The organism is Arthrobacter sp. 2RAF6 (assembly GCF_052115205.1).
GTDB lineage: Bacteria > Actinomycetota > Actinomycetes > Actinomycetales > Micrococcaceae > Arthrobacter.
Genome location: NZ_JBFRGF010000006.1, coordinates 36,069 through 59,024, shown reverse-complemented (window position 1 = coordinate 59,024; position 22,956 = coordinate 36,069). Strand labels below are relative to the sequence as shown.

At 63.7% G+C, this 22,956-nt stretch carries 22 protein-coding genes and 1 pseudogene; 11 read left to right on the top strand and 12 right to left on the bottom strand.

The annotated features are described in order from the left end of the window. The first annotated feature begins 172 nt into the window (after positions 1-172). Positions 173-1,651, top strand: a complete 1,479-nt coding sequence (locus AB4Z38_RS06640; protein ID WP_441428984.1) for an amino acid permease — start codon at positions 173-175, stop codon at positions 1,649-1,651. A gap of 145 nt (positions 1,652-1,796) precedes the next feature. Here AB4Z38_RS06640 and AB4Z38_RS06635 read toward each other — a convergent pair whose 3' ends face one another. Beyond that, positions 1,797-2,522, bottom strand: a complete 726-nt coding sequence (locus tag AB4Z38_RS06635; RefSeq protein ID WP_441428983.1) for a dienelactone hydrolase family protein — start codon at positions 2,520-2,522, stop codon at positions 1,797-1,799. Between the two features lie 73 nt (positions 2,523-2,595). On the opposite strand from AB4Z38_RS06635, the gene AB4Z38_RS06630 reads away from it, so the two are divergent. The 6 genes from AB4Z38_RS06630 (at position 2,596) to AB4Z38_RS06605 (ending at position 7,639) form a co-directional block, all read left to right on the top strand. Continuing rightward, positions 2,596-3,054: an SRPBCC family protein gene (locus tag AB4Z38_RS06630; protein ID WP_441428982.1), complete on the top strand. Its 459-nt coding sequence runs from the start codon at positions 2,596-2,598 to the stop codon at positions 3,052-3,054. Next, positions 3,054-3,710: a pentapeptide repeat-containing protein gene (locus tag AB4Z38_RS06625; RefSeq protein WP_441428981.1), complete on the top strand. Its 657-nt coding sequence runs from the start codon at positions 3,054-3,056 to the stop codon at positions 3,708-3,710. The genes AB4Z38_RS06630 and AB4Z38_RS06625 overlap by 1 nt, the downstream gene beginning before the upstream one ends. Positions 3,711-3,858: 148 nt before the next feature. Further along, complete coding sequence (locus tag AB4Z38_RS06620) at positions 3,859-5,082, top strand: thiolase family protein (RefSeq protein WP_441428980.1); 1,224 nt, start codon at positions 3,859-3,861, stop codon at positions 5,080-5,082. Next, positions 5,082-5,888, top strand: a complete 807-nt coding sequence (locus AB4Z38_RS06615) for an enoyl-CoA hydratase/isomerase family protein (RefSeq protein WP_441428979.1) — start codon at positions 5,082-5,084, stop codon at positions 5,886-5,888. Before AB4Z38_RS06620 ends, AB4Z38_RS06615 begins: the two co-directional genes overlap by 1 nt. Then, positions 5,885-6,748, top strand: a complete 864-nt coding sequence (locus AB4Z38_RS06610; protein ID WP_441428978.1) for a 3-hydroxyacyl-CoA dehydrogenase family protein — start codon at positions 5,885-5,887, stop codon at positions 6,746-6,748. Before AB4Z38_RS06615 ends, AB4Z38_RS06610 begins: the two co-directional genes overlap by 4 nt. Before the next feature lie 345 nt (positions 6,749-7,093). Next, on the top strand, positions 7,094-7,639 hold the full coding sequence (locus AB4Z38_RS06605) for a hypothetical protein (RefSeq protein ID WP_441428977.1): 546 nt from the start codon (positions 7,094-7,096) through the stop codon (positions 7,637-7,639). On the opposite strand, the gene AB4Z38_RS06600 is transcribed toward AB4Z38_RS06605, so the two are convergent. The 3 genes from AB4Z38_RS06600 to AB4Z38_RS06590 all read right to left on the bottom strand — a co-directional run bounded on the left by AB4Z38_RS06600 (position 7,636) and on the right by AB4Z38_RS06590 (position 9,366). Continuing rightward, positions 7,636-7,830, bottom strand: a complete 195-nt coding sequence (locus AB4Z38_RS06600; protein ID WP_441428976.1) for a helix-turn-helix transcriptional regulator — start codon at positions 7,828-7,830, stop codon at positions 7,636-7,638. The two genes, AB4Z38_RS06605 and AB4Z38_RS06600, sit on opposite strands and share 4 nt — an antisense overlap. Next, positions 7,827-8,243, bottom strand: coding sequence for a hypothetical protein (locus AB4Z38_RS06595; protein ID WP_441428975.1), 417 nt, complete (start codon positions 8,241-8,243; stop codon positions 7,827-7,829). Before AB4Z38_RS06595 ends, AB4Z38_RS06600 begins: the two co-directional genes overlap by 4 nt. 178 nt (positions 8,244-8,421) lie before the next feature. Then, positions 8,422-9,366, bottom strand: coding sequence for an endonuclease domain-containing protein (locus AB4Z38_RS06590; protein WP_441428974.1), 945 nt, complete (start codon positions 9,364-9,366; stop codon positions 8,422-8,424). 416 nt (positions 9,367-9,782) lie between these two features. Here AB4Z38_RS06590 and AB4Z38_RS06585 point away from each other — a divergent pair. Then, positions 9,783-10,769: pseudogene (locus AB4Z38_RS06585) on the top strand (IS110 family transposase); the annotation flags it as partial. 77 nt (positions 10,770-10,846) lie between these two features. Continuing rightward, a complete protein-coding gene (locus AB4Z38_RS06580) occupies positions 10,847-11,440 on the top strand; it encodes a GNAT family N-acetyltransferase (protein ID WP_441428973.1) in 594 nt (197 codons plus the stop codon). Between the two features lie 32 nt (positions 11,441-11,472). Here AB4Z38_RS06580 and AB4Z38_RS06575 read toward each other — a convergent pair whose 3' ends face one another. The 7 genes from AB4Z38_RS06575 to AB4Z38_RS06545 form a co-directional block, all read right to left on the bottom strand. Further along, positions 11,473-12,324, bottom strand: coding sequence for an SGNH/GDSL hydrolase family protein (locus AB4Z38_RS06575; protein ID WP_441428972.1), 852 nt, complete (start codon positions 12,322-12,324; stop codon positions 11,473-11,475). A gap of 168 nt (positions 12,325-12,492) precedes the next feature. Continuing rightward, the gene (locus AB4Z38_RS06570; RefSeq protein WP_441428971.1) at positions 12,493-13,650 is read right to left on the bottom strand and encodes a Gfo/Idh/MocA family protein; all 1,158 of its coding nucleotides are present in this window, start codon (positions 13,648-13,650) and stop codon (positions 12,493-12,495) included. Next, complete coding sequence (locus AB4Z38_RS06565) at positions 13,647-14,414, bottom strand: ThuA domain-containing protein (RefSeq protein ID WP_441428970.1); 768 nt, start codon at positions 14,412-14,414, stop codon at positions 13,647-13,649. Before AB4Z38_RS06565 ends, AB4Z38_RS06570 begins: the two co-directional genes overlap by 4 nt. A 116-nt stretch (positions 14,415-14,530) precedes the next feature. Continuing rightward, positions 14,531-15,436 (bottom strand): carbohydrate ABC transporter permease, encoded by a 906-nt coding sequence (locus AB4Z38_RS06560; protein WP_441428969.1) that lies wholly within the window; start codon positions 15,434-15,436, stop codon positions 14,531-14,533. A gap of 7 nt (positions 15,437-15,443) precedes the next feature. Continuing rightward, positions 15,444-16,454, bottom strand: a complete 1,011-nt coding sequence (locus AB4Z38_RS06555; RefSeq protein ID WP_441428968.1) for a carbohydrate ABC transporter permease — start codon at positions 16,452-16,454, stop codon at positions 15,444-15,446. A 10-nt stretch (positions 16,455-16,464) separates the two neighbouring features. Further along, a complete protein-coding gene (locus tag AB4Z38_RS06550; RefSeq protein ID WP_441428967.1) occupies positions 16,465-17,700 on the bottom strand; it encodes a sugar ABC transporter substrate-binding protein in 1,236 nt (411 codons plus the stop codon). A gap of 161 nt (positions 17,701-17,861) precedes the next feature. Continuing rightward, complete coding sequence (locus tag AB4Z38_RS06545) at positions 17,862-18,875, bottom strand: LacI family DNA-binding transcriptional regulator (RefSeq protein WP_441428966.1); 1,014 nt, start codon at positions 18,873-18,875, stop codon at positions 17,862-17,864. Positions 18,876-19,200: 325 nt separating this feature from the next. Between AB4Z38_RS06545 and AB4Z38_RS06540 the strand changes: the two genes are divergently transcribed. Both AB4Z38_RS06540 and paaZ read left to right on the top strand, forming a co-directional pair. Continuing rightward, a complete protein-coding gene (locus tag AB4Z38_RS06540; protein WP_441428965.1) occupies positions 19,201-19,926 on the top strand; it encodes a tyrosine-protein phosphatase in 726 nt (241 codons plus the stop codon). Positions 19,927-20,170: 244 nt separating this feature from the next. After that, positions 20,171-22,273 (top strand): phenylacetic acid degradation bifunctional protein PaaZ, encoded by a 2,103-nt coding sequence (gene paaZ / locus AB4Z38_RS06535; RefSeq protein WP_441428964.1) that lies wholly within the window; start codon positions 20,171-20,173, stop codon positions 22,271-22,273. 188 nt (positions 22,274-22,461) lie between these two features. On the opposite strand, the gene AB4Z38_RS06530 is transcribed toward paaZ, so the two are convergent. After that, positions 22,462-22,782: a GYD domain-containing protein gene (locus AB4Z38_RS06530; protein ID WP_078107704.1), complete on the bottom strand. Its 321-nt coding sequence runs from the start codon at positions 22,780-22,782 to the stop codon at positions 22,462-22,464. Positions 22,783-22,956: the final 174 nt, after the last annotated feature.

Genomic DNA, 22,956 nt, shown 5'->3' with positions numbered 1-22,956 from the left:
CCGCGTCACGCTCCGCCGAAATCACCGGGTAGGATGGTTTTGCCGGATTTACCTTCGACCCTTCCGTGTTTTTGCTACTGATTCGACTCGCCAACAGGCCGAAAGTGCGAATTGTTCGTGCCGATGCGCGTGAAGCCAGGGCCGGCATCTCCTCAACCCACAAGGAACAGCTGTGCCTCAAAACACCACAACCGACCTTCAGCGTGAGCCGGGAACCCTGGCTGCGCCCAGTACCACTACAACTTCCGAAAACCTCAGCGCCGAGGGCTACCAGAAGACCCTGAGCCGCCGCCACGTCACGATGATCGCGATGGGCGGTGCGATCGGCGTCGGCCTCTTCATGGGTGCGGGTGGACGCCTCGCTTCCACCGGCCCGGCCCTTATCTTCTCCTACGCCATTGCCGGCGTCATCGCGTACCTGCTGATGCGGGCACTCGGCGAACTGATCATGTACCGTCAGACCTCCGGCTCCTTTGTCAGCTACGCCGGTGAAATGTTCGGCAAAAAGGGCGCCTTCCTCTCCGGTTGGATGTACTTCATCAACTGGGCCATGACGGGCATCGCCGAACTCATTGCCATCGGCCTGTACTTCCAGTTCTTCTTCCCGAACGTTCCCGTTGAACTGTCCGCCATCGCCGCGCTGGTGCTGCTGGTGGCCGTGAACCTGTTCAGCGTCAAGGCCTTCGGCGAGTTCGAATTCTGGGCTTCCTGCCTCAAAGTAGCCGCGATCCTGATCTTCCTGGCCGTGGGCACCTTCATGGTGGTCACGAACGCGCAGGTCGGCACCGGCCACGCTTCCGTGGGGAACCTCTTCGCTGCCGACGGCGGCATGTTCCCCAAGGGCGGACTGGTGATGATCCTGGTCCTCAACGCCGTGATCTTTGCTTACAACGCCATCGAATTGGTCGGCATTACCGCCGGCGAGATGCAGAACCCGGAACGCGAAGTGCCCAAGGCGATCCGCGCCGTCGTGATCCGCATTGTGGTTTTCTACGTCGGTTCCGTCATGCTGCTGGCGATGCTCCTGCCTTCGGACCAGTACCACGCGGGGACCTCCCCGTTCGTCACTGTCTTCGGCCAGATGGGCTTGCCGTGGATGGGCGACGTCATGAACATGGTGGTCATCACCGCCGCGCTGTCCTCATGCAACTCGGGCCTGTACTCGATCGGCCGCATCTTCCGCACCATGGCCAACAACGGACATGCCCCCAAGTGGCTCACCAAGATGTCCACCCGCCACGTACCGTACGCGGCCGTCCTGGCAATCGGCGCCGTGTACCTCGTGGGCATCCTGCTCAACATCTGGTTGGGCGGTTCCCACGCCTTCGACCTCGCGCTGAACACAGCCTCGATCGGCGTCATCTTCACGTGGGGCTCGATCTTCGCCAGCCAGATCGCGCTGCGCAAGAAGAAGGGCAACGTTTCCAGCCTGCCGATGCCGGGTTCGCCGTGGACCAGCTGGGTTGGCCTGCTCGCCCTCTTGGCCATCACCGTGCTGATCGGCATGGACACCATGACGGACAAGGCCACGGGCGAGGTGTTCCTCCTGGGCCTCTGGACCCTGGCCACCATCCCGTTCTTCGCCTTGGTGCTGTGGCTGGGCTGGCAGAAGGTCAAGAACAACGAGCCGAAGAGCGAGCTGTTTAGCTAGGCCCCCACGCTGAGCAGAATTCGACTGCTCCGTAACTGCCGTCTTGAGCGTTCAGAACGGCAGTTACGTGGGCCCACGCCGGCGAGGGCCCCGGCCTGAGCTTGCGAAGGCTGGGAGCCGGTGGGGAGCAATCGATGCAAGAAGGTCAGTCCTTTAGGTGCTTCGCGAAGTGGTCCTCGATCCGCTGCCAGGCTTCCGGAGCCGCAACTGGATCGGGTTTGATGCCCATCACGCGCATCAACGGCCGCAGTGGCCGGGGCCCGACCGGAACGTCGTTCATGAAGGCATGGCCCGCCGTCGGGAATTCCTTGACGTCGTGCTCGATCCCGAGGTTCGTCAGCGCGGCCTCCAACTTCGCGGCCGCTCCCCGCAACGTCCGGTCCTGACCTCCATAGTTGGCCACCACTGGGCACGCCCCTTCCAAAGCCTGCTCGAGGTGCCGGGGCAACTGGCCGTAGTTCACGGAGGCGGCGTCGAAGTCGTCGTGGGCCGCGAGCAGCGCGAAAGCACCTCCCATACAGAAACCGATGACCCCCACCTTCCCTGTGCATCGGGCATCGCCGCGGAGCCAGGAACGTGCCGTGGACACATCCGTGAATGCCCGGCCCGTGCCCGACCCAAGGGCTCGCATGGTCGCCACGAGGCAGCGCCTCGCGCCGCCGTCGCTGTAGAGGTCGACGGCGAGCGTCAAGTAACCGGCCGCGGCGAGCCTGTCCGCGTGCCGCCGCATCACATCGTCGAGCCCAAAGGCTTCATGGATAAGTACGACGCCGGGAAACGGCCCCTCGCCGTCGGGCTCCGCCAGGTACCCTTGCAGGGTCCGCGAGCCTCCTGCCGCCGCACTGTCCGCGCTCAAGTCGATGTGCACCATGGGTGCAATCCTGCCAGACCGCGCAAGTGTCTTGTCGGCTGTTTTTGTCAGCGGTCGCAGTTAGGCTCGATGCATGGACCACAGCACCACTCTCAGCCAGCACGTCAACGCCTCCCCGGAGAAAGTCTGGGCCGTCATCTCCGACATTCCGGGCTCGGCCAAGACCCTCTCCGGCGTCAAAGCCATTCAGATGCTCAGCGAGGGACCTTATGGTGAGGGCACGCGTTGGAAGGAAACCCGCGCCATGATGGGCAGGGAGGAAACCGTGGAAATGCACGTTTCCGAGAGCGATCCTCCGCGCGCCACCACAGTCAAGGCCCGGCAGGGCGGTGCGGACTACACCACCCGATTCACCCTGGAAGAGCGCGACGGCGGCACCGAAGTGGCGCTGTTCTTCGGCGCCGAAGTCTTCAAGCCGACTTTCTTCAGCAAGGTCATGATGGCCGCGTTCGGGAAGCTCGGGATGAGCGTCACGCGCAAGGCGCTCGCGAAAGATCTGTCCGCGATCGCGGCGAAAGCGGAGGCGCTCTGATGGCGGCCGCCAAGGTGACGGCACCCCGGATCTCCCCGATCAGGCTCGACGAGCTCCGCGACGACCCAGCCCCCGATTTCCAGCGCGGGGAACGGTACGACGGCGTCCGCCTCACCCGTGCCGTGGCCGACGGGGCGGAGCTGAGCGGAGCGGACTTCATCGAGTGTGAATTCAACGGAGTCTCCTTCAACGAGGCACAGCTGCGCGGCGCGACGTTCCGCGACTGCATCCTGAATGAGCCCTACGCGCCGGTGTTTACCGCTGCACGCACCTCGTGGCGTGAAGTGGAGATCAGCAACCCGCGTTGGGGTTCCGCGGAAATGTACGAAGGCGCCTGGCATTCGGTGAAGATCGACGGAGGCAAGCTGGACTTCCTGAACCTGCGTGGATCCAAGCTCACGGATGTGGTGATCACGGGCTGCATCATCAACGAGCTCGACCTCGGGGCTTGTACCGCGACTCGGGTGGTGCTGAAGGACTGCACGATCGGGACGCTGGATGTCACAGGGGCCAAGCTCAAGGATGTGGACCTGCGCGGCTCGGACTTCCGGATGATCAACGGGCTAGGTGGACTGTCCGGCGTGGTCATTGACGATTACCAGCTCAGTCTGTTGGCACCCCTTTTGGCCGGGCACCTGGGCATCCGGGTGATCTGAGTGGAGCAACGGGGTCGCGAAGTGACGGTTGGCCGGGTGGCAGTTGACCGGGTGACGGTTGACCGCGGGGCGGCGCCGTGTAATCTTTATAGAACGAACGGTCGGTAAATTATTCACCGACCCCGCTCCCTTCGCGAAGGATGTTCTCATGGTCGAGGCTTTTCTTGTTGGCGGTGCCCGCACCCCTGTAGGCCGGTATGGCGGCGCCCTTTCCGCGGTCCGGCCCGATGACCTGGCAGCCCTCGTGATCCGCGAAGCCGTGGCCCGTGCCGGCGTCGACCCCGACGCGATCGATGAGGTCATCCTCGGCAACGCCAACGGCGCCGGCGAGGAAAACCGCAACGTTGCCCGCATGGCCACCCTTCTCGCGGGACTGCCCCTCCACATTCCCGGCATCACGGTCAATCGCCTATGCGCCTCCGGAATGAGCGCCATCATCATGGCCAGCCACATGATCAAGGCCGGCGCAGCGGACATCGTGGTGGCGGGCGGCGTCGAATCGATGAGCCGGGCCCCGTGGGTGCAGGAGAAACCAACCACAGGCTTCGCCAAGCCCGGCCAGATCTTCGACACATCCATCGGCTGGCGCTTCGCCAACCCCCTTTTCAGCAAGGGCGAGCTGTCCCGCGGCGGGAAGATGACCTATTCCATGCCGGAAACTGCCGAGGAAGTCGCCCGGGTGGACGGCATCTCCCGCGAGGACGCCGATGCCTTCGCCGTCCGTTCCCACGAACGCGCGCTTGCTGCCATCGCAGGCGGTCGCTTCAAGGAAGAGATCGTGCCCGTCACCGTGAAGACCCGCAAGGGCGAAACCGTCGTGGACACCGACGAAGGCCCGCGCGAGGGAACCACCATGGAGGTCCTCGCCGGGCTCCGTCCAGTGGTTGCCGGCGGATCTGTTGTCACGGCGGGCAACTCCTCCTCGCTCAACGACGGAGCCTCCGCCATCATCGTTGCGTCCGAGGCTGCCATCGAAAAGTTCGGCCTCACTCCGAGGGCCCGCATCATCGACGGCGGCTCGGCGGGCTGTGAACCGGAAATCATGGGCATCGGCCCTGTTCCGGCCACCCAGAAGATCCTGGGCCGTTCCGGACTCACAGTCGGTGACCTTGGCGCCGTCGAACTCAATGAAGCCTTCGCGACGCAATCGCTCGCGAGCATGCGGCGTCTGGGGCTGGATCCTGACATCGTGAACCTCGACGGCGGTGCGATCTCCCTGGGGCACCCGCTCGGTTCCAGCGGCTCACGTATCGCCATCACTTTGCTGGGCCGCATGGAACGCGAGCTGGGCACCGCCGACCGTAAGATCGGCCTCGCAACCATGTGCATCGGAGTCGGGCAGGGTGCCGCCATTCTCCTGGAAGGCATGTAATGGCGTTGAAGCCCGAAGAATTCGGAACGCTGCTCATCGAGGAGCGCGAGGACCGCATCACCGTGCTGCTGAACCGGCCCGAGGTCCGCAACGCGATCGACCAGCAGATGGTGGACGAACTCCATCGGGTGTGCGATTACCTTGAACGCGAGCCGAAAATCCTGATCATTGCCGGCGTCGAAGGCGTCTTTGCGTCGGGTGCTGATATCGGCCAGTTGAGGGAGCGCCGCCGCGACGACGCCTTGCGCGGCATCAACTCGAGCATCTTCGTCCGGATCGCGAAGCTGCCCATGCCCGTCATCGCGGCCCTGGACGGCTTTTGCCTGGGTGGCGGGGCCGAACTCGCCTACGCCGCGGACTTCCGCATCGGCACGCCCAGCCTGCGCATCGGCAACCCGGAAACCGGACTGGGCATCATGGCCGCAGCCGGTGCCACGTGGCGCCTCAAGGAACTCGTGGGAGAGCCGATCGCCAAGGAAATCCTCTTGGCGGGCGCCGTCCTCCGCGCCGAGGAAGCCCTTCGCATCAATCTCATCACCCAGATCCACGAAGCACCCGTGCTGATGGAAGCGGCCCACAACCTTGCCGACCGGATCGGCCGGCAGGATCCCCTGGCCGTGCGGATCACCAAGTCCGTGTTCCACGCTCCGGCCGAGGCGCACCCCGTGATCGACACTTTGGCCCAGGGCATGCTTTTCGAATCGCAAGCCAAGTTCGACCGCATGCAGGCGTTCCTGGACAAGAAGAGCGCCAAGCAGCCCAGCGACAACCCCTCCAGCGACAACCCGGACAGGACCCGAAAATGACAGCAACGCCCGCTATCCCGCATGTCGTCGGTGTCCTCGGCGGTGGCCGCATGGGCGCCGGCATCGCCCATGCCTTCCTGACCAAGGGGGCCACCGTGATCGTCGTCGAGCGCGATCACGAATCCGCCGCCGGTGCGCAGGGTCGCGTTGCTGAGGCCGTGGCCAAGTCGGCCGCCCGAGGCACCCTGACGGAAACCGCTGAAGAGGCCTTGTCCCGGTTCAGCACCTCCACCGACTACGACTCCTTCGTCCATTGCGGACTCGTCGTCGAAGCCGTGCCCGAAGACTACGAACTCAAGGTTGCGGCCCTCAAGGCTGTGGAGGAGCACCTCTCTGCTGACGCCTTCCTGGCCTCCAACACCTCGTCGCTCTCCGTGACAGGCCTCGCTTCGCAGCTCCGGCGGCCTGCCAATTTCGTGGGCCTGCATTTCTTCAATCCGGTCCCGGCTTCCACGCTCATCGAGGTGGTCCTGGCCAAGGAGACTTCGCCGGAGCTCGCTGCCGCGGCGAAAAGCTGGACCGAGGCACTCGGCAAGACCGCCGTCGTCGTCAACGATGCGCCCGGCTTTGCCTCGTCGCGGCTGGGCGTCGCGATCGCACTCGAGGCGATGCGCATGGTGGAAGAAGGCGTGGCCTCCGCGGAGGACATCGACGCCGCCATGGTGCTTGGCTACAAGCATCCCACGGGACCGCTTAAGACCACGGACATCGTTGGCCTGGACGTGCGCCTCGGCATCGCCGAGTACCTGCATTCGACGCTGGGGGAGCGCTTCGCCCCGCCGCAGATCCTGCGCGACAAGGTTGCCCGCGGCGAGCTGGGCCGCAAGACCGGCAAGGGATTTTTCGACTGGGCTGACTAGCGTCTCGGGGAAGTCCGCGAACATCTGTGCCACTGCAACAGATGCCGTGGTCAACTCACTTTCGACCGGGCTAACGGTGGGACGAGGGTGGCTAGCCGGATGCGAAACCTACAACCACGGACTCGGATGATGCATAAACGATGAAGCAAATTCTCCCGTTTCCCCTATAATTGAGATAGGTCTATCGCTTATGCGAGAGAGTGTTTTTCGTGTTGGGGGACACGTCCGTTCCTCAACATCTTAGGAAATTGGGGATCTCAAGGCTCATCGACTTCATGCTTCTGCCTTTGATGAAGGGGTTCGTATCCCAGCGAGCCGTGACCTGATCGAGCCGGAACGGGCAGTATGAAATACTTTCGAAGAAAGTTGTCAGCTCTGATCATGACGATTGGACTGGCCTTAATTGCCTCTCAGTCTTCAATGGCAGCACCCGCGCAAGCCATCGTGCCGGCTATAGGCCCCACAGTGGGCCTGACTGCCGCTCAGTTCAACGAGGCCATCAGGGAATTGAAAGAGTCGCCGCTCAAACGCAGCGTCGTGACGACCGCAGTCGATACGCGAACGACATTCGATTTGCCTGAGGGCTTTACGATGACCGTAGTGGAGCCCAAGAAGGCCTCGGGTGGAATTCAACCCCGAATTGGCGGCGGCACCGACGGCGGTGGAGTCTATGTTCTCTTCAACCAATGGGAACAGGACATGCTGTATATGGGTTCTGGAGCTCTCCTTGGAGCTGCCCTCTGCGCCATTCCCGGCGTCGGCTGGTTTGCATGCCTGGGTGTCTCGCTCATTGTCGGCGCGGCAACAACGGCGGTTGCAAATAAAGGAAAATGCACGAACAACCGACAGCTGAAGATGTATGTCAGTACCCTGTACAGCTCCTGTGTCTAGTCGTCTAGCTCAAAAATGTCTTCGACGCTGACCTTGAAGAACTTGCCCAGGCGCAGACCCAAGGGAAGGCTCGGATTGAACCTGCCCTTTTCGATCGCGATCACTGATTGCCGTGAGATGCCGACGGCCTGGGCAAGTTCTTCCTGCGAAAGACTTTTTGAGGACCGCAGTTCGGCTACCCGATTCTTCATCGAGCGAGCTTCTTCAAGATGACTGCGTGCCGGATGAAATACATCACGATCAGCGTCACCAAAAGGGCAAGTGTCATCAATGCCGGGTGCGCATAGTTACCAAAAATCAGATAGGACGCCCCAAGGGCGGTGATGAGAATGAGAGCGTCGTAGAAGACAGCCGATGAGGCTTTGAGTGACACTTCACTCTCGATCCCCTCGGTGGAATCCGAACGGACCATCCTCGCGTCCTGTTTCTTGATGGCCATCACCCCGGGGCCTGCGACTATAACGACACAAACCATCAATACCCGGGGGATGCCGTTCCATGGTCCGTCCTGAACGGCAGCGCTCCATGCGGCCAGCACGGCGATAAGCGCGAGAGCGGCGACAACAACGCCAAGGTATTTCAGGGCCAAAGGGGAACTCTTCATGCAATGTAAAGTACACTTTACATTCCATTTTTGCAAGGAAACTGCGGTGAGTCTGCTTGGCCCAGGCCCCGCACGAATCAGTGGCTGGAAGCCGCTTGAGCCTGCCCCCAAGTAGCCTGCCCCCAAGTAGCTCGCATTAGATGTCGTATTCAGGCCCTATAACGACAACAAATGCGAGCTACTTGGGGGTCCAACCTCGGTCCAGGAGCACGGCACGGACTTTCGCGACGGCGGACCGTGCATCGTTTGCCATGTGCCGTTTGGAGATCCTCACTAAGTGCCAGCCCGCACGGGCGAAATCCTCTTCTCGGGCGATGTCCCGGACTATCTGGTCCGCCTCGGAATGCGGCTCGCCGTCGTATTCGACCGCCACACGGTGTTCTGGGTAGGCGAGATCCGGTTGACGTACGACGCCGGCACCTAGCTCAGTGGCTACGTTCAGTTGGGGTTCCGGCAGTCCGCCGTTTTCAAGGGCCAGCCGGAGCCGCGTTTCGGGGGCCGAATCTGAGCCGATCCGTGCCTGCTCGAGAGCCAAACGTGCTTTCCGGATCCCCGGAGTGCCTTTGTGCCGGTCCAACATGTCGGCCAATTGTTCCAATGTTGCGTACGGCTCTGTCCGGCCTTCAAACTCCGGCCGAGGGTTCCGCAACAGGTGGTCGGCCACAACGGTCAGTTCATCCACGCTCATCTTCCTGGACACATCAAGCCAGGTCCTGGTGCGCGTAGTGACCAGAATACGGTCAAGACTGGTGATTTCGTCGTCGAAGAACTGCCCCACATGCCCAACCACTCCGGTTCGCCGAGGAATGGCCATGGTGTCCGGACGCGAAATGTGGATGCGCGGATCATCGCTACCGGGGAGGAACCCCGGGAACGACCACAGACTGAAGGCCGTGGCGTGCGACGCAGCCGAGAACTCGGTCACCGCGGTGAAGGGCCGGACGAAACTGACGTCCGTCGGCTGCCCTTGGACCAATGCCTGATCCGGAGTCCTGATGCCGCGGCTTGGCGAGGGCAGCGATCGGTGCCTTAACCGCCGTCGGCTCACACCGGCGTCGGACGCTTCTTGAAAGGTGAACGGGGCGCACGCCAGCAGCGCCGGCAAGGGTTGCGGGGTCCTCATCGCCCTATCGTTGCAAATCCTGGAACGCCATTTTGAGTTATCCACAGGCAACCGCCCCGGAACCCCAACTGACTCGCAGTTGTTGTCGTTTACAGCCCCCAAAACGACTGTGAGGATTGTTGTGGCTGGTCCGGGACTGGCTGGCAGAGTAGGTACCGGCCGTGCCGCCCTGTGGTCGTGACTCACAAAACGACTGGCCCCGTAGGGGTGCCATTTTGTTGACTTGTCCGTCCGCCGGGTGGGCGGCCGGTACCTGCCCGGCCCACCTCGGTAACTTGATCAGAAGGTTGCCCGCCCCGAATGACGGGGGCGTGGCTCGTCACAGTGTTGTTCCGAAGTGACCTCTACCCGGACTGGTACCGGCCGCATGCGGCCCTGACCATATCCGCGAAACAGAGGAAGCTGCCAGAACCGCTATGACTATCGTTGCGCATTCGCGCCCATTTGTCGTCGGCGTCGACACCCACGCCAGGAACCACGTCTACGCAATCATCGCCGCCGGAACCGGCGAACTGCTCGAAACCCGGGATTTCCCCACCACCAGCGCCGGCATCAACCGGGCCATCGCCTGGGTCGCGCGCCGCACCGGCGCCGACCTGGGAACCCTGTGGGTGATCGAAGGCGCCGCCTCCTACGGGGCCCTGCTCGCCGGCGCCGTCGGCGCTGCCGGCTACGACGTCGCCGAAGCCGCGCGCATGGATGCCCGGTCCCGGCACGGGGTCGGCAAGTCCGACCCCCTGGACGCGCACCGGATCGCCGCCGCCGTCCTGCCCCTGCAGGAACAGCAGCTGCGCCGGCCACGGCTCAACGACGGTATCCGGGCAGCCTTGCGGGTCCTGGTCACCGCACGGGAATCCATGACCACCGGGCGCACCCGGGCCGTGAACGCGCTGACCGCCCTGGCCCGGGCGAACGACCTGGGCCTGGACGCCCGCAAACCCCTGACCGGGACCCAGATCGCCGAAGTGGCCCGCTGGCGTGCCCGTGAAGAACCCTTGGCACTGTCCGTTGCCCGCTCCGAGGCAGTCCGCCTGGCCAAACACATCACCGGACTCGACACGGACATCAAAACCAACAACTCCCGGATCACCGAACTGGTCGAAATCAGCGAAGCCGCGCCGCTACTGCGGGAAACCGGGTTCGGTCCCGTCACCGCAGCGATCTGCCTCACCGCGTGGTCCCACCACGGCCGGGTCCGTTCCGAGGCCGCCTTCGCCTCCCTGGCCGGGGCCAGCCCGATCCCGGCCTCTTCGGGGAACACCGTCCGGCACCGGCTCAACCGCGGCGGCGACAGAACCCTGAACAAAGCCCTGCACATGGTCGCCCTCAGCAGGATGACCTTCGATGCCGAGACCATCGGATACGTCGAGAAACGACAAGCCGAAGGCCGGTCAACGCCCCAAACCCTGCCTCTTGCAGCGCTTGACAACCATAGAAGGGTCAACAAATGCGAGCTAGTTGGGTCGGTTAGGCTGGCGGGGTGACTCTCATTGCACCCGTGACCCTGGATGGCCGCTTCGTCACCTTGGAACCCCTTAGCCCCGAGCACCACGACGGCCTTGTGGATGCCGCCAAAGACGGCGAGTTGTGGAAACTCTGGTACACCTCGGTCCCGACGCCGGAGGCCATGGCCGCGGAGATCGACCGCCGGCTCGGGCTGCAGGAGCAAGGATCCATGCTGCCTTTCGCCACCCGGCTGAAGGCGAACGGCAAGCTGATCGGCATGACCACCTACATGAACATCGACGCAGCCACCCCGCGCGTCGAGATCGGTTCCACGTGGAACGCCGCCTCCGCACAGGGCAGCGGGAGCAATCCCGACTCCAAGCTGCTACTGCTGCGCCACGCTTTCGAGACCCTCGGCTGCCCCGCCGTCGAGTTCCGTACGCACTGGCTCAACCACCAGTCCCGCGAAGCCATCGCCCGTCTGGGCGCCAAGCAGGACGGCGTCCTCCGGAACCATTCGCGAACTTTGGACGGTGTGCTCCGCGACACCGTGGTGTTCTCCATCCTCGAACACGAGTGGCCCGCGGTCCGCACCGGCCTCGAGTTCAGGCTCGCGAAGCGGCCCTGAGCGCGCGCCGGCGCGTTCGCGACTGACGCCAGCTACTTCTTGAGCGCGCTATTGACGGCCGTGCGGTAGCCCTGGGAGTAGCCGGCGTCGTTGGGATGGAAGTTTTCCAACGCGAGCTCCGGCGGATCCAGGGGCGAAGGCTGGGCGTAGTGGATCCACGGATTGTTGGAACCGATGCCGTGCCCGGTGAACCGCTCCGTCACGCTCACGTAGCCCACGCCTGCGGCGGAGGCCGCGCCGGCGATGGTCGCATTCAGTCGGTCAGCCATTCCGTTCAGGGTGATGGCCAACTGTTTCTGGGCGGTGGGCATCTTGGGGCCGACGGTGAACAAGCGCGGGTAGCCGGTCAGTACGATGTCGGCGTGGGGTGCCTTCTGCCGGATGGACTGGACCATGGCCACGATGTTGCCGGGTAGTGCGGGCAGGGCGTTCGCCACATTCTGCACGGCCGAAGCGCAGGCCAGGGCATCGGCACTGGTGCAAGCCACCGCGACAGCTCCCGTCCCGACGTCGTTGCCGCCAACAGTGACCGAGACTTCTGTAGCGGACCCCAGGGCCATCGCGACAGGGTCGGCAGTGGACAGGTTGTCCAGACCTGCCTCGACGGCAAGCGACGTGGCGCCGAAGCAGCCCAGGTTCAGCCCGCCCAAAAGGGCTGCGTAACTGTCAAGGCTCTGATGGCAGCCCGGCAATGAGGCCGGAGCCGGAGTGCTGCCGCCCGTGCCAGCGGCATAGGAATCGCCCAAGGCGACATAGACATCGGCCGGTTTCGCTGTGATCGGGTTCGCCTGGGCAGGTCCAGTTCCGAGTCCCACCAGGAGGACGACGGCGGCGACGGCGCCCACCAGGCGGCCATGCCGCCGTCGCGAATGAGCTGCTTGCATGATTGATATCCCCTCGTGTCGATCTGCAGTGCCGCTTGGCGGCGCGGGCTACCCCAGCCCGGCAGTCTTGCGGCCAGACTACGCGAGCAACGCGCCCACGACCACGGAAACCCCAACTGACTGACAGTTGTTGTCGTTATGAGCCCTCATAACGACAACAACTGTCAGTCAGTTGGGTTGGCGGGCGGGCGGGCAGTCGGGTTGGCGGGCGGTCGGGGCCAGGGCGCTGCGGACCGAGGTCCAGGACTTGAGGACCTCTAGTACGTCCGGGTCGCGTTCCGTGAGGACGGCCTGTCCGTAGGATTCCTCGAGCAGGGTGTCCACGGAGATCCGGGTGCCGGTTGAAGCGCTGAGGATGGCCGCTTCCACCATGGCAAGGCTCATGATGTTCTCGTGGACCTGGCCCATGGGAGTGCTCCCGGTACGCAAGGCCACCACGAAGTCACGCAATGAACCGGCGATTTCCTGCCCGGGATCCTCCGAACAGGCTCCCGACGGAAGCGGCGCCGAGGACACAGGATCGCTGTCGCCGTCCCACAGGACCGTGCCGTGTTCGCCGCTGATCCGCCATGCCGCGTTCCACGAGGTCTCCTGGCCCGGGCTGCACCAGCTCCCGGTGAACACGAAACGCTCCCCGCCGGTCATTTCGAAGATGGCGGTGGCCCCTGCGTCGCCGCGGTACCAGCTCCAAGCCGGGTTGTATTCCTCGCAGAACACCGAGACGGGATCCGCGTCGAGCAGGAACCGGGCCATGTCGAACTGATGGATGGCCATGTCCAGTAGCAACGGGTGGTCCATCGCGTCCCGGAAACCACCGAAACGCGGGGCCTTGAAGAATTCCGCAGACACAATGCCCACACTGCCTAAAGAAGCAGCGAGCCGCTTGGCCTCGAACAAGTGGCGGTTGTACCTGCGCGACTGGCTGACCATGAACAACTCGCCGCTAAGCTCCGACGCCGCGGCCAGCGAGAGCCCTTGGACCACGGTCGAGGCCACTGGCTTTTCGCCGAGCACCGGGAGCCCTGCCGCCAGCGCCTCGGTGGTCACCGGATGGTGGGCTACCGGAACGGTGACGTTGATGACCGCTTGGGCGCCGACGTCGGACGCCAACTGCGCGGTCCCGGTGCCCACCGGCAGATCCGGGCGCCCGATAGCCGCCGCCCCCGCGCGGGCGGCGTCCAGATCCAGGTCAACGATGCCTGCGAGCTCCACGAGCGGCGACTCCTGCACCGTCCGCAGCCACGCGCGGCCCATGCCCCCGGCGCCGACGACGACGACGCGGAGGGGAGTGCCGTCGTCGGGAATGGTAGCGAAGGGGGTGCTCATGCGTTGGCTCCCTGGTAGCTCTTGCCGTTGAAGAAGTCGTTGGTCTCGTAGCGCAACAGTTCTGGGTAGGCGCGCTCCGGCCGATCGGTCACTGCCCATTCGACGGCGTTGGAGATGACCCGGCGGACATCCTTGTGGTGGTAGACCGGGTAGTCCTGGTCGCCGGGGCTGAAGAAGAAGATCTTGCCGTGGCCGCGGCGGAAGGTGCATCCCGAGCGGAAGACTTCGCCGCCGCTGAAGGAACTGATGAACACGAGCTCCTCGGGGGTGGGGATGTCGAAGAATTCGCCGTACATTTCCTGCTGGTCGATCACGATGGGGTGCGGCACGCCCTTCGCGATGGGGTGGGTGGGGTCCACGGTCCAGACCAGTTCGCGGTCCTGCTCACTGCGCCAGCGCAACGTGCACGAGGTGCCCATGAGTTTGGTGAAGATCTTGGACCAGTGCCCGGAGTGCAGGACGATCAGGCCCATGCCGGACAGGACGTGGCGGTGCACGCGCTCGACGATTTCGTCGTCGACATCACCGTGGGACATGTGCCCCCACCAAGTGAGGACGTCCGTGTTGGCGAGGACTTCCTCGGTGAGGCCGTGCTCGGGCTCGTCGAGGGTGGCGGTGCGGACGCTGACCTTGGCGCCGAGGTTCTCCTCGATGCCGGCCTTCACGGCACCGTGCATGCCCTCGGGGTAGAGGCGGGCCACCAGTTCGTCGCGCTTTTCGTGCCGGTTTTCGCTCCACACGGTGACGCGGATTGGTTCGGACATGGGTCTCTCCTTGGTGATGAGTTTGGTTTGGTGATTAGTGCCCGACGGCGGTGCGGTGCCGCGGGCGGCGCGCTGGGCACCGGCGGTGCGGTGCCGCCGTCGTCGGCTGGCTACTGCTATTTGACGGCTCCGCCGGCTGTGCCCGCCGCGATGTATTTCTGGGCGGCGACCAGCAGGATGATGGCCGGGATGGACGCAAGCACGGCGGTGGCCATGACCGAGCTCCAGTCGTTCACGTAGGCACCGATGTACTGGAAGATTCCCAGGGTCACTGGCCGCACGGCCTCGGTGGTGGTCAAGGTCAGGGCAAACAGGAAGTCGCTCCACGTGAACAGGAAGGTGAAGAGTCCCGCGGTGATGAGCGAGTTCCTGCTGAGCGGCACCACGATCGACCAAAACGCCCTCAGGTGCCCGGCGCCGTCCACCCGTGCAGCCTCGATGACAGACGCCGGCATGCCGTTCATGAACGCCCTGATGATGAGGATCGCGAACGGGATGCCATGCGCGGAGTCGGCCAGGATCAGGCCCGGGATGGAATTGAGAAGGCCAAGGTCGTTGTAGGCCGTGTACAGCGCGTTAGCCACCACGATTCCGGGGATCATCTGGCTGATCAGGATCGCGAAGAGAACCACGCCAGCGCCCTTGACCTTGAAATAAGCCAGGGCATAGGCCGCCGGTGCCGCGATGGCCAGGCTGAGTACCACGCTGCCCAGCGAGATCACAAGGCTCGTGGCCAGGTTCCCACCCTGCTCGCTGATGGCCGTGGCGTAGCCCGAGAAGTCCGGCTTGAGCGGCAGCCACGAAGTTTCCAGCGTGGTGCCGTTCGGCTGCAGCGAAGCGTTGATCATCCAGTAGACGGGGAACAACATGATGGCCAGGAAGACGATGGCCAGGACGGTATAGCCCCATTGTTTGCGCCGGGGCCCGTTCGCGGCGTGCTCGGGTCCGGCGCCTTTGCGGGCGCTCGGTTTGCGGGCGCTCGCCGGCGCCGAACGGCGGATGGTGATTTTCGTCGTCGTCATGGTTTCCTCACTCATCGACGGAGCTCCGGCTGGCACGCAAGTACAGGACCGCGAAGACGAGGGAAATGACCACCAGGACATTGCCCAGCGCGGCCCCCTCGCCGAATTTGAACTCGTGGAAGGACAGATCGTAGGACTGGGTGGCGATGGTCTGGGTCGAGTTCGCGGGGCCGCCGTTGGTCAGGCCCAGGATGATGTCCAGCACCTTCAGGGTGTAGACGACGCCGAGCACCAGGACCACGCTCACCACCGGACGCAGCATCGGCCAGGTGATGTGCCGGAACGCCTTCCAGCCGGTGGCGCCGTCGAGGGAACCGGCTTCGTAAAGCTCATCCGGAATTTCCTGGAGGCCGCCATAGAGAATGGTCAGATTGAACGGGATGCCGATCCAGATGTTCACTCCAACTACCGCGATCAGCGCCAGCGAGGTGCTGGTGAGCCACGGAACGCCCGTGTTCACGATGTGCAATTCGCCGAGGAAGCGGTTCAAGGCTCCGCTGTCCTTGTCCAGGATCCATCTCCACACGGCGCTGGACACGATGAGCGGCAGCAACCAGGGGAGCAGGAGCAGCGAACGCAGGATTCCGTTGAGCGGGAACTTGCGCTGGAAGAAGATTGCCAGCGTCAGCCCGATCACGAACTGGCCAAGTATGGATCCCAAGGTGAACAGGGCGGTGTTCACTAAAGACGTTGAAAACAACGACGACGACAGCACCTTCGCGTAGTTCGCCAACCCCACCCAAGGGGCCTCGCCCGTGAAGAACGTAGCCGTGGTGTAGTCCTGGAAGCTCATCACGATGTTCTTGACCACGGGGTAGCCGAAGAACAGCGCCATGTAGGTCACGGCAGGAACCAGGAACAGCCATTGGAAGAGGCGCTCGCGGCGTTTGCGGCTGCGCCTGCGGGGTGACGGGCTTGCTTCCCGGGCCCGCGTGTTGTCCGACCCGGGCTTTGCGCGCCCTTTGGCGCGCTGGTTGGCGCGCGACTTGGCCTGCGACAAATCAGTTGTGAGGGACATGTCCAGCCGCTTACTGGCCTTGGGCTTGCTTGAGGGCGTCGGCCGGAGAGGCTTTGCCCGTCAGCGCGGTCTGGATGGCGGTGTAGATCTTGGTCGCTTGTGCCGGCCATCCTTCTCCGAGTTCGCCGGTGCGGGCCCGGGCGGTCTTGATGAGATCGGTGAAAGTGGCGAGCTTGGGGTTGTCAGTGGCGAACTTCGCCGCCAGCGAGGTCTTGGACGGGATGGTGTTGCGGACCTTGGCCATGGCCAGCTGGTTTTCGTCGCTGTTCATGCAAGCCACCACTTCCGCGGCCTTGGCCTGACGGGCCTTGGCACCCGTCTGCGGAACGGTCCACACTTCGCCGCCAAGCGGGGCAACGGCTGTCTGGCTGGCGTCACGGACCGGAATCTTCACGACGCCGTACTGCAGCGTGGTCTTCTTGTCGAGCGCCGGGATCTGCCAAGGGCCGTTGACCATCATGGCTGCCTTGCCTGCCATGAACTGGTCCTTGACGTCTGCCTGGGTCCAGTTCAGCGCCGAAGACGATACGGATCCGTCCTTGACGAGGTCGGTCCAGAGCTGGAGGGCCTGGGCGGTCTCGGGGGTGTCGATGTTCTTCTCGTCGCCACCGTTGGACCACATGACAGGAAGGAACTGCCACGTGCCCTCATAGGTGGGGTTGGCGTTGAAAGCCAGGCCATACTGCTCGCCCGAAGTGAGCTTGGTGGCCGCAGCCTTCAGCTCGTCCCAGGTGGTGGGCGGGGTGACTCCGGCCTTGGCCAGAATGTCCTTGTTGTAGAAGAGCGCGATCGTGTTCACCGTGGGGGCGAGCCCGTACACCTTGTCCTTGTAGGTGCCGGCGCTCAGGACGCCGGGCGCGAAATCGGCGGTGCTGATGTTGAAATCGGACAACGGTGCCAGCGCCCCAGTAGCGGCAATCTGCTGCAGGTCCGGGTTGTCGAGCATGAGTACATCCGGCAGCGTCTTGGAAGACGACTGCTGGAGCACCTTCGAGATCAACGACTTGCCCGGCACGGTTTCGCGTTTGATTGTCACGCCGGCCTTGGTGCCGCAGGCGGTCAGGGCGTCGCCGATGAAGGACTTGTCCGGCTCATTGTTGTAGTAGTCCATCACGGAGATTTCCTTCACTGCATCCGTGGAGGAGGCGGAGGCAGTGGTGCCGCAGCCCGAGATGGCGAGCGGGAGTCCGACGAGTGCTGCCACGGCCAGGGCGAGCGGGCGGCGTGTCCTGATAGCTGACTTCATTGTCTGTTCCTTTGTTGGTGGAGGAAGGGCATGGTGCGTTTGTTGGTGGGAAGCGAATTGTCGATGCGTATCGACGATGCTGAAACGAAAGGATTTGCTGAAACGAAAGGATTATGGAGCTGGAACAAAAAGAGAGGGCGCGGCGAACCAGGGGTGGCGATTCACTGCGGACGGAGCGTGCTGGAACGGTGCGTGATGACCGTGGGCACCAACTCCAAGGATTCGTGTGGTCCGTGTGAGTCGGCTTCGAGGAGTTGGCACATGATTTTGACCGCGCGCCGGGATACTTCTGCCGGCCGCAGATCGATGGTGGAAAGCGGTATGGGTTGGAGCTCGGCAACGGTGGGGGAGGCGCTTCCAATGACGGAAACGTCCAACCCCAGGGTCAGGCCGCGGCTGCTCAAGATGCGGCGCAGAATGTCCTGGATGGTGCGGTCGGGGACGATGAATGCGGGCTTGCCTGTTGTACTGGCGAGGGCCTTGTCCACCGATTCGGAGATGGTGGCGCGGTCGGTCCCGCCTGGAAGATGGAGCACGGTCACGCCGAGGGCTTTGGCCGCGACATCCGTGCCGTGCAGGAACCGGTCGACGTAGTTCACATGCCGGTCCATCACTGCGGGCTGCCAATCAATGACGGAAATCACGGAGTGGCCGGCGGCCGCAAGGTCCCGGACGCAGTGCTCACCGGCCATTTCGAAGTCGGCGTCGATGCAGACAAGTCCGGACGGATCGCGGGGGATGCCGATCAGCACCACCGGGACGTTCAGGCTTCGGGCCACGGGGAGGCGCTCGTCCTCGTCCTCAACCTGCATGAGGATCAGGCCATCGCAGATCTGCTGCCCGACGACGCGGCGCAACCCGGCAGCGCCTTCGTCGTCGGTGACCAGGAGAATGTCGTGGTCGAATTGCCGTGCCGTGCTGGCAATGACCGAGACGAATTCCATGATCGATCCCATTTCCAGCTCCGGGATGAACGGAATGACCAAGCCGATGACCCGCGTTTTGCGGCTTGCCAAAGCTCTGGCGCCCGCATTGGGCTGGTATGTCAGCTGGTCAATGGCGGCCTCGACCTTTTTCCGGGTCTTCTCGGAAATGGGCCGCTTGCCGCTGAGCACATACGAAACGGTGCTTTGGGCTACGCCGGCCACCTGGGCGACATCCTTGCTCGTGGGCACTTCCAGGCCTCCTCGCCGGGTCCAGTGGTCTTGGTCTGATGTGTGACTCTGTGTTATCGATACGCATCGTCGATACGTATCGAAAAAAAGTATGACATAAGTCACGTATAGCGCGCAAGACCCAACCCGCGCTCACCTATGCCGCCTTTCCCCCCGACGCTCGCTCACATATGCCGTCTTTTCCGCTGACGCTCGCTCACATATCTAGGCCTCCGTGGAAACCCTCGCTCACATATCTAGGCCTCCGTGGAAACGCTCGCTCACATATCTAGGCCTCCGTGGAAACCCTCGCTCACCTATGTCGCCGTGTGGTTAGCTGTCCGGTATGGATGGGATCTCAACCGCCGCCGAGCAACGGGCCGTCCATTGGGACGGTGCGGTGAACGCCTGGCATATCGCCGGAGGCGTGTATCGGATGGGCCGGCGGGAATGGCTCACCGACGCTGGTTGGCAGCAAATGTACGACGCCGGCATCCGCACTGTGATCGATCTGCGGACCTTGCGCGAGCAGCAGCCCAGGGAGGTCGATCCCGAAGTTTCAACGGAGGCGACTGCGCGCTTCGACATCGTTCATTGCCCCACCGAGGACCCGGAGGACAAAAACTTCACCGAGCTCTTTGGCCCCTACCTGAAAGACCCTGCGCACTATGCCGACTATCTGCGGCTCTTCCCGGACAAGCTCGCCGCGGTCTTCAAGGCCATAGCCGCAGCGCGTGGCGGGGTGGTGGTGCACTGCGCGGCCGGGCGCGACCGCGCTGGGATCATCGCCGTGATGCTGCAGAACCTGGCCGAAGCCAGCGACGAGGAAATCGTACGGGGTTACCAGCAGGGAATGCGAGGAATCAACGAGCGCCACCGCCACCATCGCGCCCCGCACGCCCATGATGCCTTTCTCGAGGAGGATGCCCTTGAAGCCATGCTGGCAACACGCAGCGTGAGCCTGTTGGAATTCGCGCATTCCTTGGAAACGGCCGCCTTCCTGAGAACGAACGGGGTCTCACAAGCCGAAATCGCCGCCATCCGCGCGAAGCTCAACGCTCCGGCGCGGTAGAAACAGAGACGACCACGCGCCGTCGTGACCTTCTTTGATTTCGGAAAGCGCTTGCGACGCGGCGAGTCGCAACTCCCGGGCGTCAAAACGCGTCAAAGAAGGTCAGGAAGGGCGCAGTCCGAAGAAGCATCTAGTGTGCAGATCGGGGCTCTCATGTATTCTGGGGATATTACCGAACGGCCGGTCAGTAATTTGCGGCCGTTCCGTCCATTTCGTGCCCGTGCCTTGGAAGGACCCGTCGACGATGACCAGTACCGCAGTCGCTCCGGAAGCCACAACCGTTGAAACCGTGCCCAGTTTCGTCCAGGGCGAGTGGTGGACCCCCCGCGCCGACGCCTCCGCGGGCGTTCCCGTTCGCGACGCCAGCACAGGCGAGATCCTCGCAACGGTCAACACCGACGGGCTGGACCTTGCCGGCGTCGTGAACTACGGCCGCACGGTGGGCCAGCGCGAGCTCGGCAAGCTCACCTTCCACCAGCGCGCCCTCAAGCTCAAGGAACTGGCCCAGTACCTGAACGGACGCCGCGAGGAGTTCTACACTTCGTCCTTCAAGACCGGCGCCACCAAGATCGACTCGATGGTGGACATCGACGGCGGCATCGGAGTGCTCTTCACCTTCGCTTCCAAGGGCCGCCGCGAACTGCCGAACTCGCAGGTTGTGGTGGACGGTCCCATGGAAGTCCTGTCCAAGGACGGTTCATTCGCAGGCGAGCACATCTACACCCGCATCCCGGGCGTCGCGGCGCAGATCAACGCCTTCAACTTCCCCGTGTGGGGCATGCTCGAGAAGTTTGCGCCCGCATTCATCGCCGGCGTCCCCACCATCGTCAAGCCAGCCACCCCCACCGGTTACGTTGCCGCCGTCGTGGTCAAGGCAATCGTCGAGTCAGGCATCCTTCCGGAAGGCTCGCTGCAGCTCATCTCGGGATCCGCCCGCACCCTGCTGGACCATCTCGACTACCGCGACCTGCTCGCCTTCACCGGCTCCGCCTCCACCGCCAACTCGCTGAAGTCCCACGCCAACGTGGTCCAGGGCGGCGTCCGGTTCACCTCCGAAACGGACTCGCTCAACGCCGCCATCCTCGGACCCGACGCCGTTCCCGGCACCCCCGAGTTCGACGCTTTCATCAAGTCGGTCGTCACCGAAATGACGGTCAAGGCCGGGCAGAAGTGCACCTCGATCCGCCGCACCATCGTGCCCCAGGCCCTGGTGTCCGACGTCGTCTCCGCCATCGGCGCGCGCGTCGACGAGCGCGTTGTGGTCGGCGACCCCCGCGCAGAGGGCGTCACGATGGGCGCCCTCGCGTCGCTCGAGCAGCTTGCGGACGTTCGCGCCGCAGTGCAGTCAATGCTCGACGCCGGTGGCGAGCTAGCGTACGGGACGCTCGATTCGCCGTCGGTCACCTCGCTCGACGGAACCGTGGGCGTCGTGGAGGATGGCGCGTTCATGTCGCCCGTCGTCCTGAGCTGGGCTGATGTGGACTCGGAAGCTGTCCACTCGCTCGAGGCCTTCGGTCCGGTATCGTCCGTGATCGGGTACTCGGACCTCGACGACGCCGTCCGCCTCGCCGCGCGCGGTGGCGGCTCCCTGGTGGCCTCCGTTTGCACCAACGATCCTGCTGTCGCCCGGGAATTGGTGACCGGAATCGCGGCGCACCACGGCCGTGTCCTGATGCTCAACCGCGAGGACGCCCGGTCGTCAACCGGGCATGGTTCGCCCGTGCCGCACCTGGTCCACGGTGGGCCTGGCCGCGCCGGTGGTGGCGAGGAACTCGGTGGTATCCGCTCCGTCATGCACCATATGCAGCGCACGGCCATCCAGGGCTCGCCGAACATGCTTACTGCGGTGACCGGCGTCTGGCACACTGGCGCGGACCGCAACTTCACGGTGGAGACGGAAGGTACGCACCCGTTCCGGAAGTCGCTCGCTACCCTGCGGATCGGCGACGCCGTGCGGTCCGAACTGCGCCAGGTCACCCTGGACGACATCACTGCCTTCGCCAACTCCACGGGCGACACCTTCTACGCACACACCAACCAGGAAGCGGCGGAGGCCAATCCGTTCTTCCCGGGAATCGTGGCGCACGGGTACCTGCTGCTCAGCTGGGCCGCAGGTCTGTTCGTGGAACCTGCCCCGGGCCCCGTCCTGGCCAACTACGGCCTGGAGAACCTGCGCTTCATCACTCCCGTAGCCGCCGGGGATTCGATCCGGGTCACGCTCACGGCCAAGAAGATCACGCCGCGCGAGACCGACGAATACGGCGAAGTAGCCTGGGACGCCGTACTGACCAACCAGAACGAGGAAATCGTAGCCACCTACGACGTCCTGACCCTCGTGGAGAAGTAACGCTCGCTCACTAATATCGGGTTTCCTGCCGACGCTCGCTCACTTATGTGCGTGTCTGGCCGGACGCTCGCTCACTTATATCGGGTTTCCTGTGGACGCTCGCTCACTGCATGCGTGGAACGCTCCCCATCGATGGGGAGCGTTCCGTGTCTGGGCTGGCGTGAATCCCTCTGGCCCGCTGGTTGGTTCTATTGTCCGGGTGCGCGGTATGCCGGCGTCTTCTTGGCAGCTTCGTCGAGATCCTCCACGGTCATGAGCGGCTTCAAGTGCAGGCGCACAGCGCCTGTCGCATTGATCATGAGTGAGAGGGCGGCAGCGCTAGCTGCGTCCGGGATTTCGAAGACGCCGACGACGTCGGTCTCGCCGAAAGCGTAGTAGAAACATTCGAGGGATCCATCGACGGATTTGAGTGCATCGACCACAGCATCACGGCGCTTGGTGCCGCCCTCGCGCAACAGCCCGTTGATTCCGTCGCCTACGTAGTTTGCTTCGAATAGATATTTGGTCATTATCTTCCCGTCCCGTGATGTCCAGGACTCGGGCCTCCTAAGGTGCTCCCATCACCCGTTGAGGGAAGGTCCCGGAGTTGTTCCCCTGCGAGGGGGCTGTGCACATATTAGGCCGAGGTCGTCGCCCTGACAACGGTCTAGGCTAACGCTCGCTCACAAGGTCTTTCCGATCCC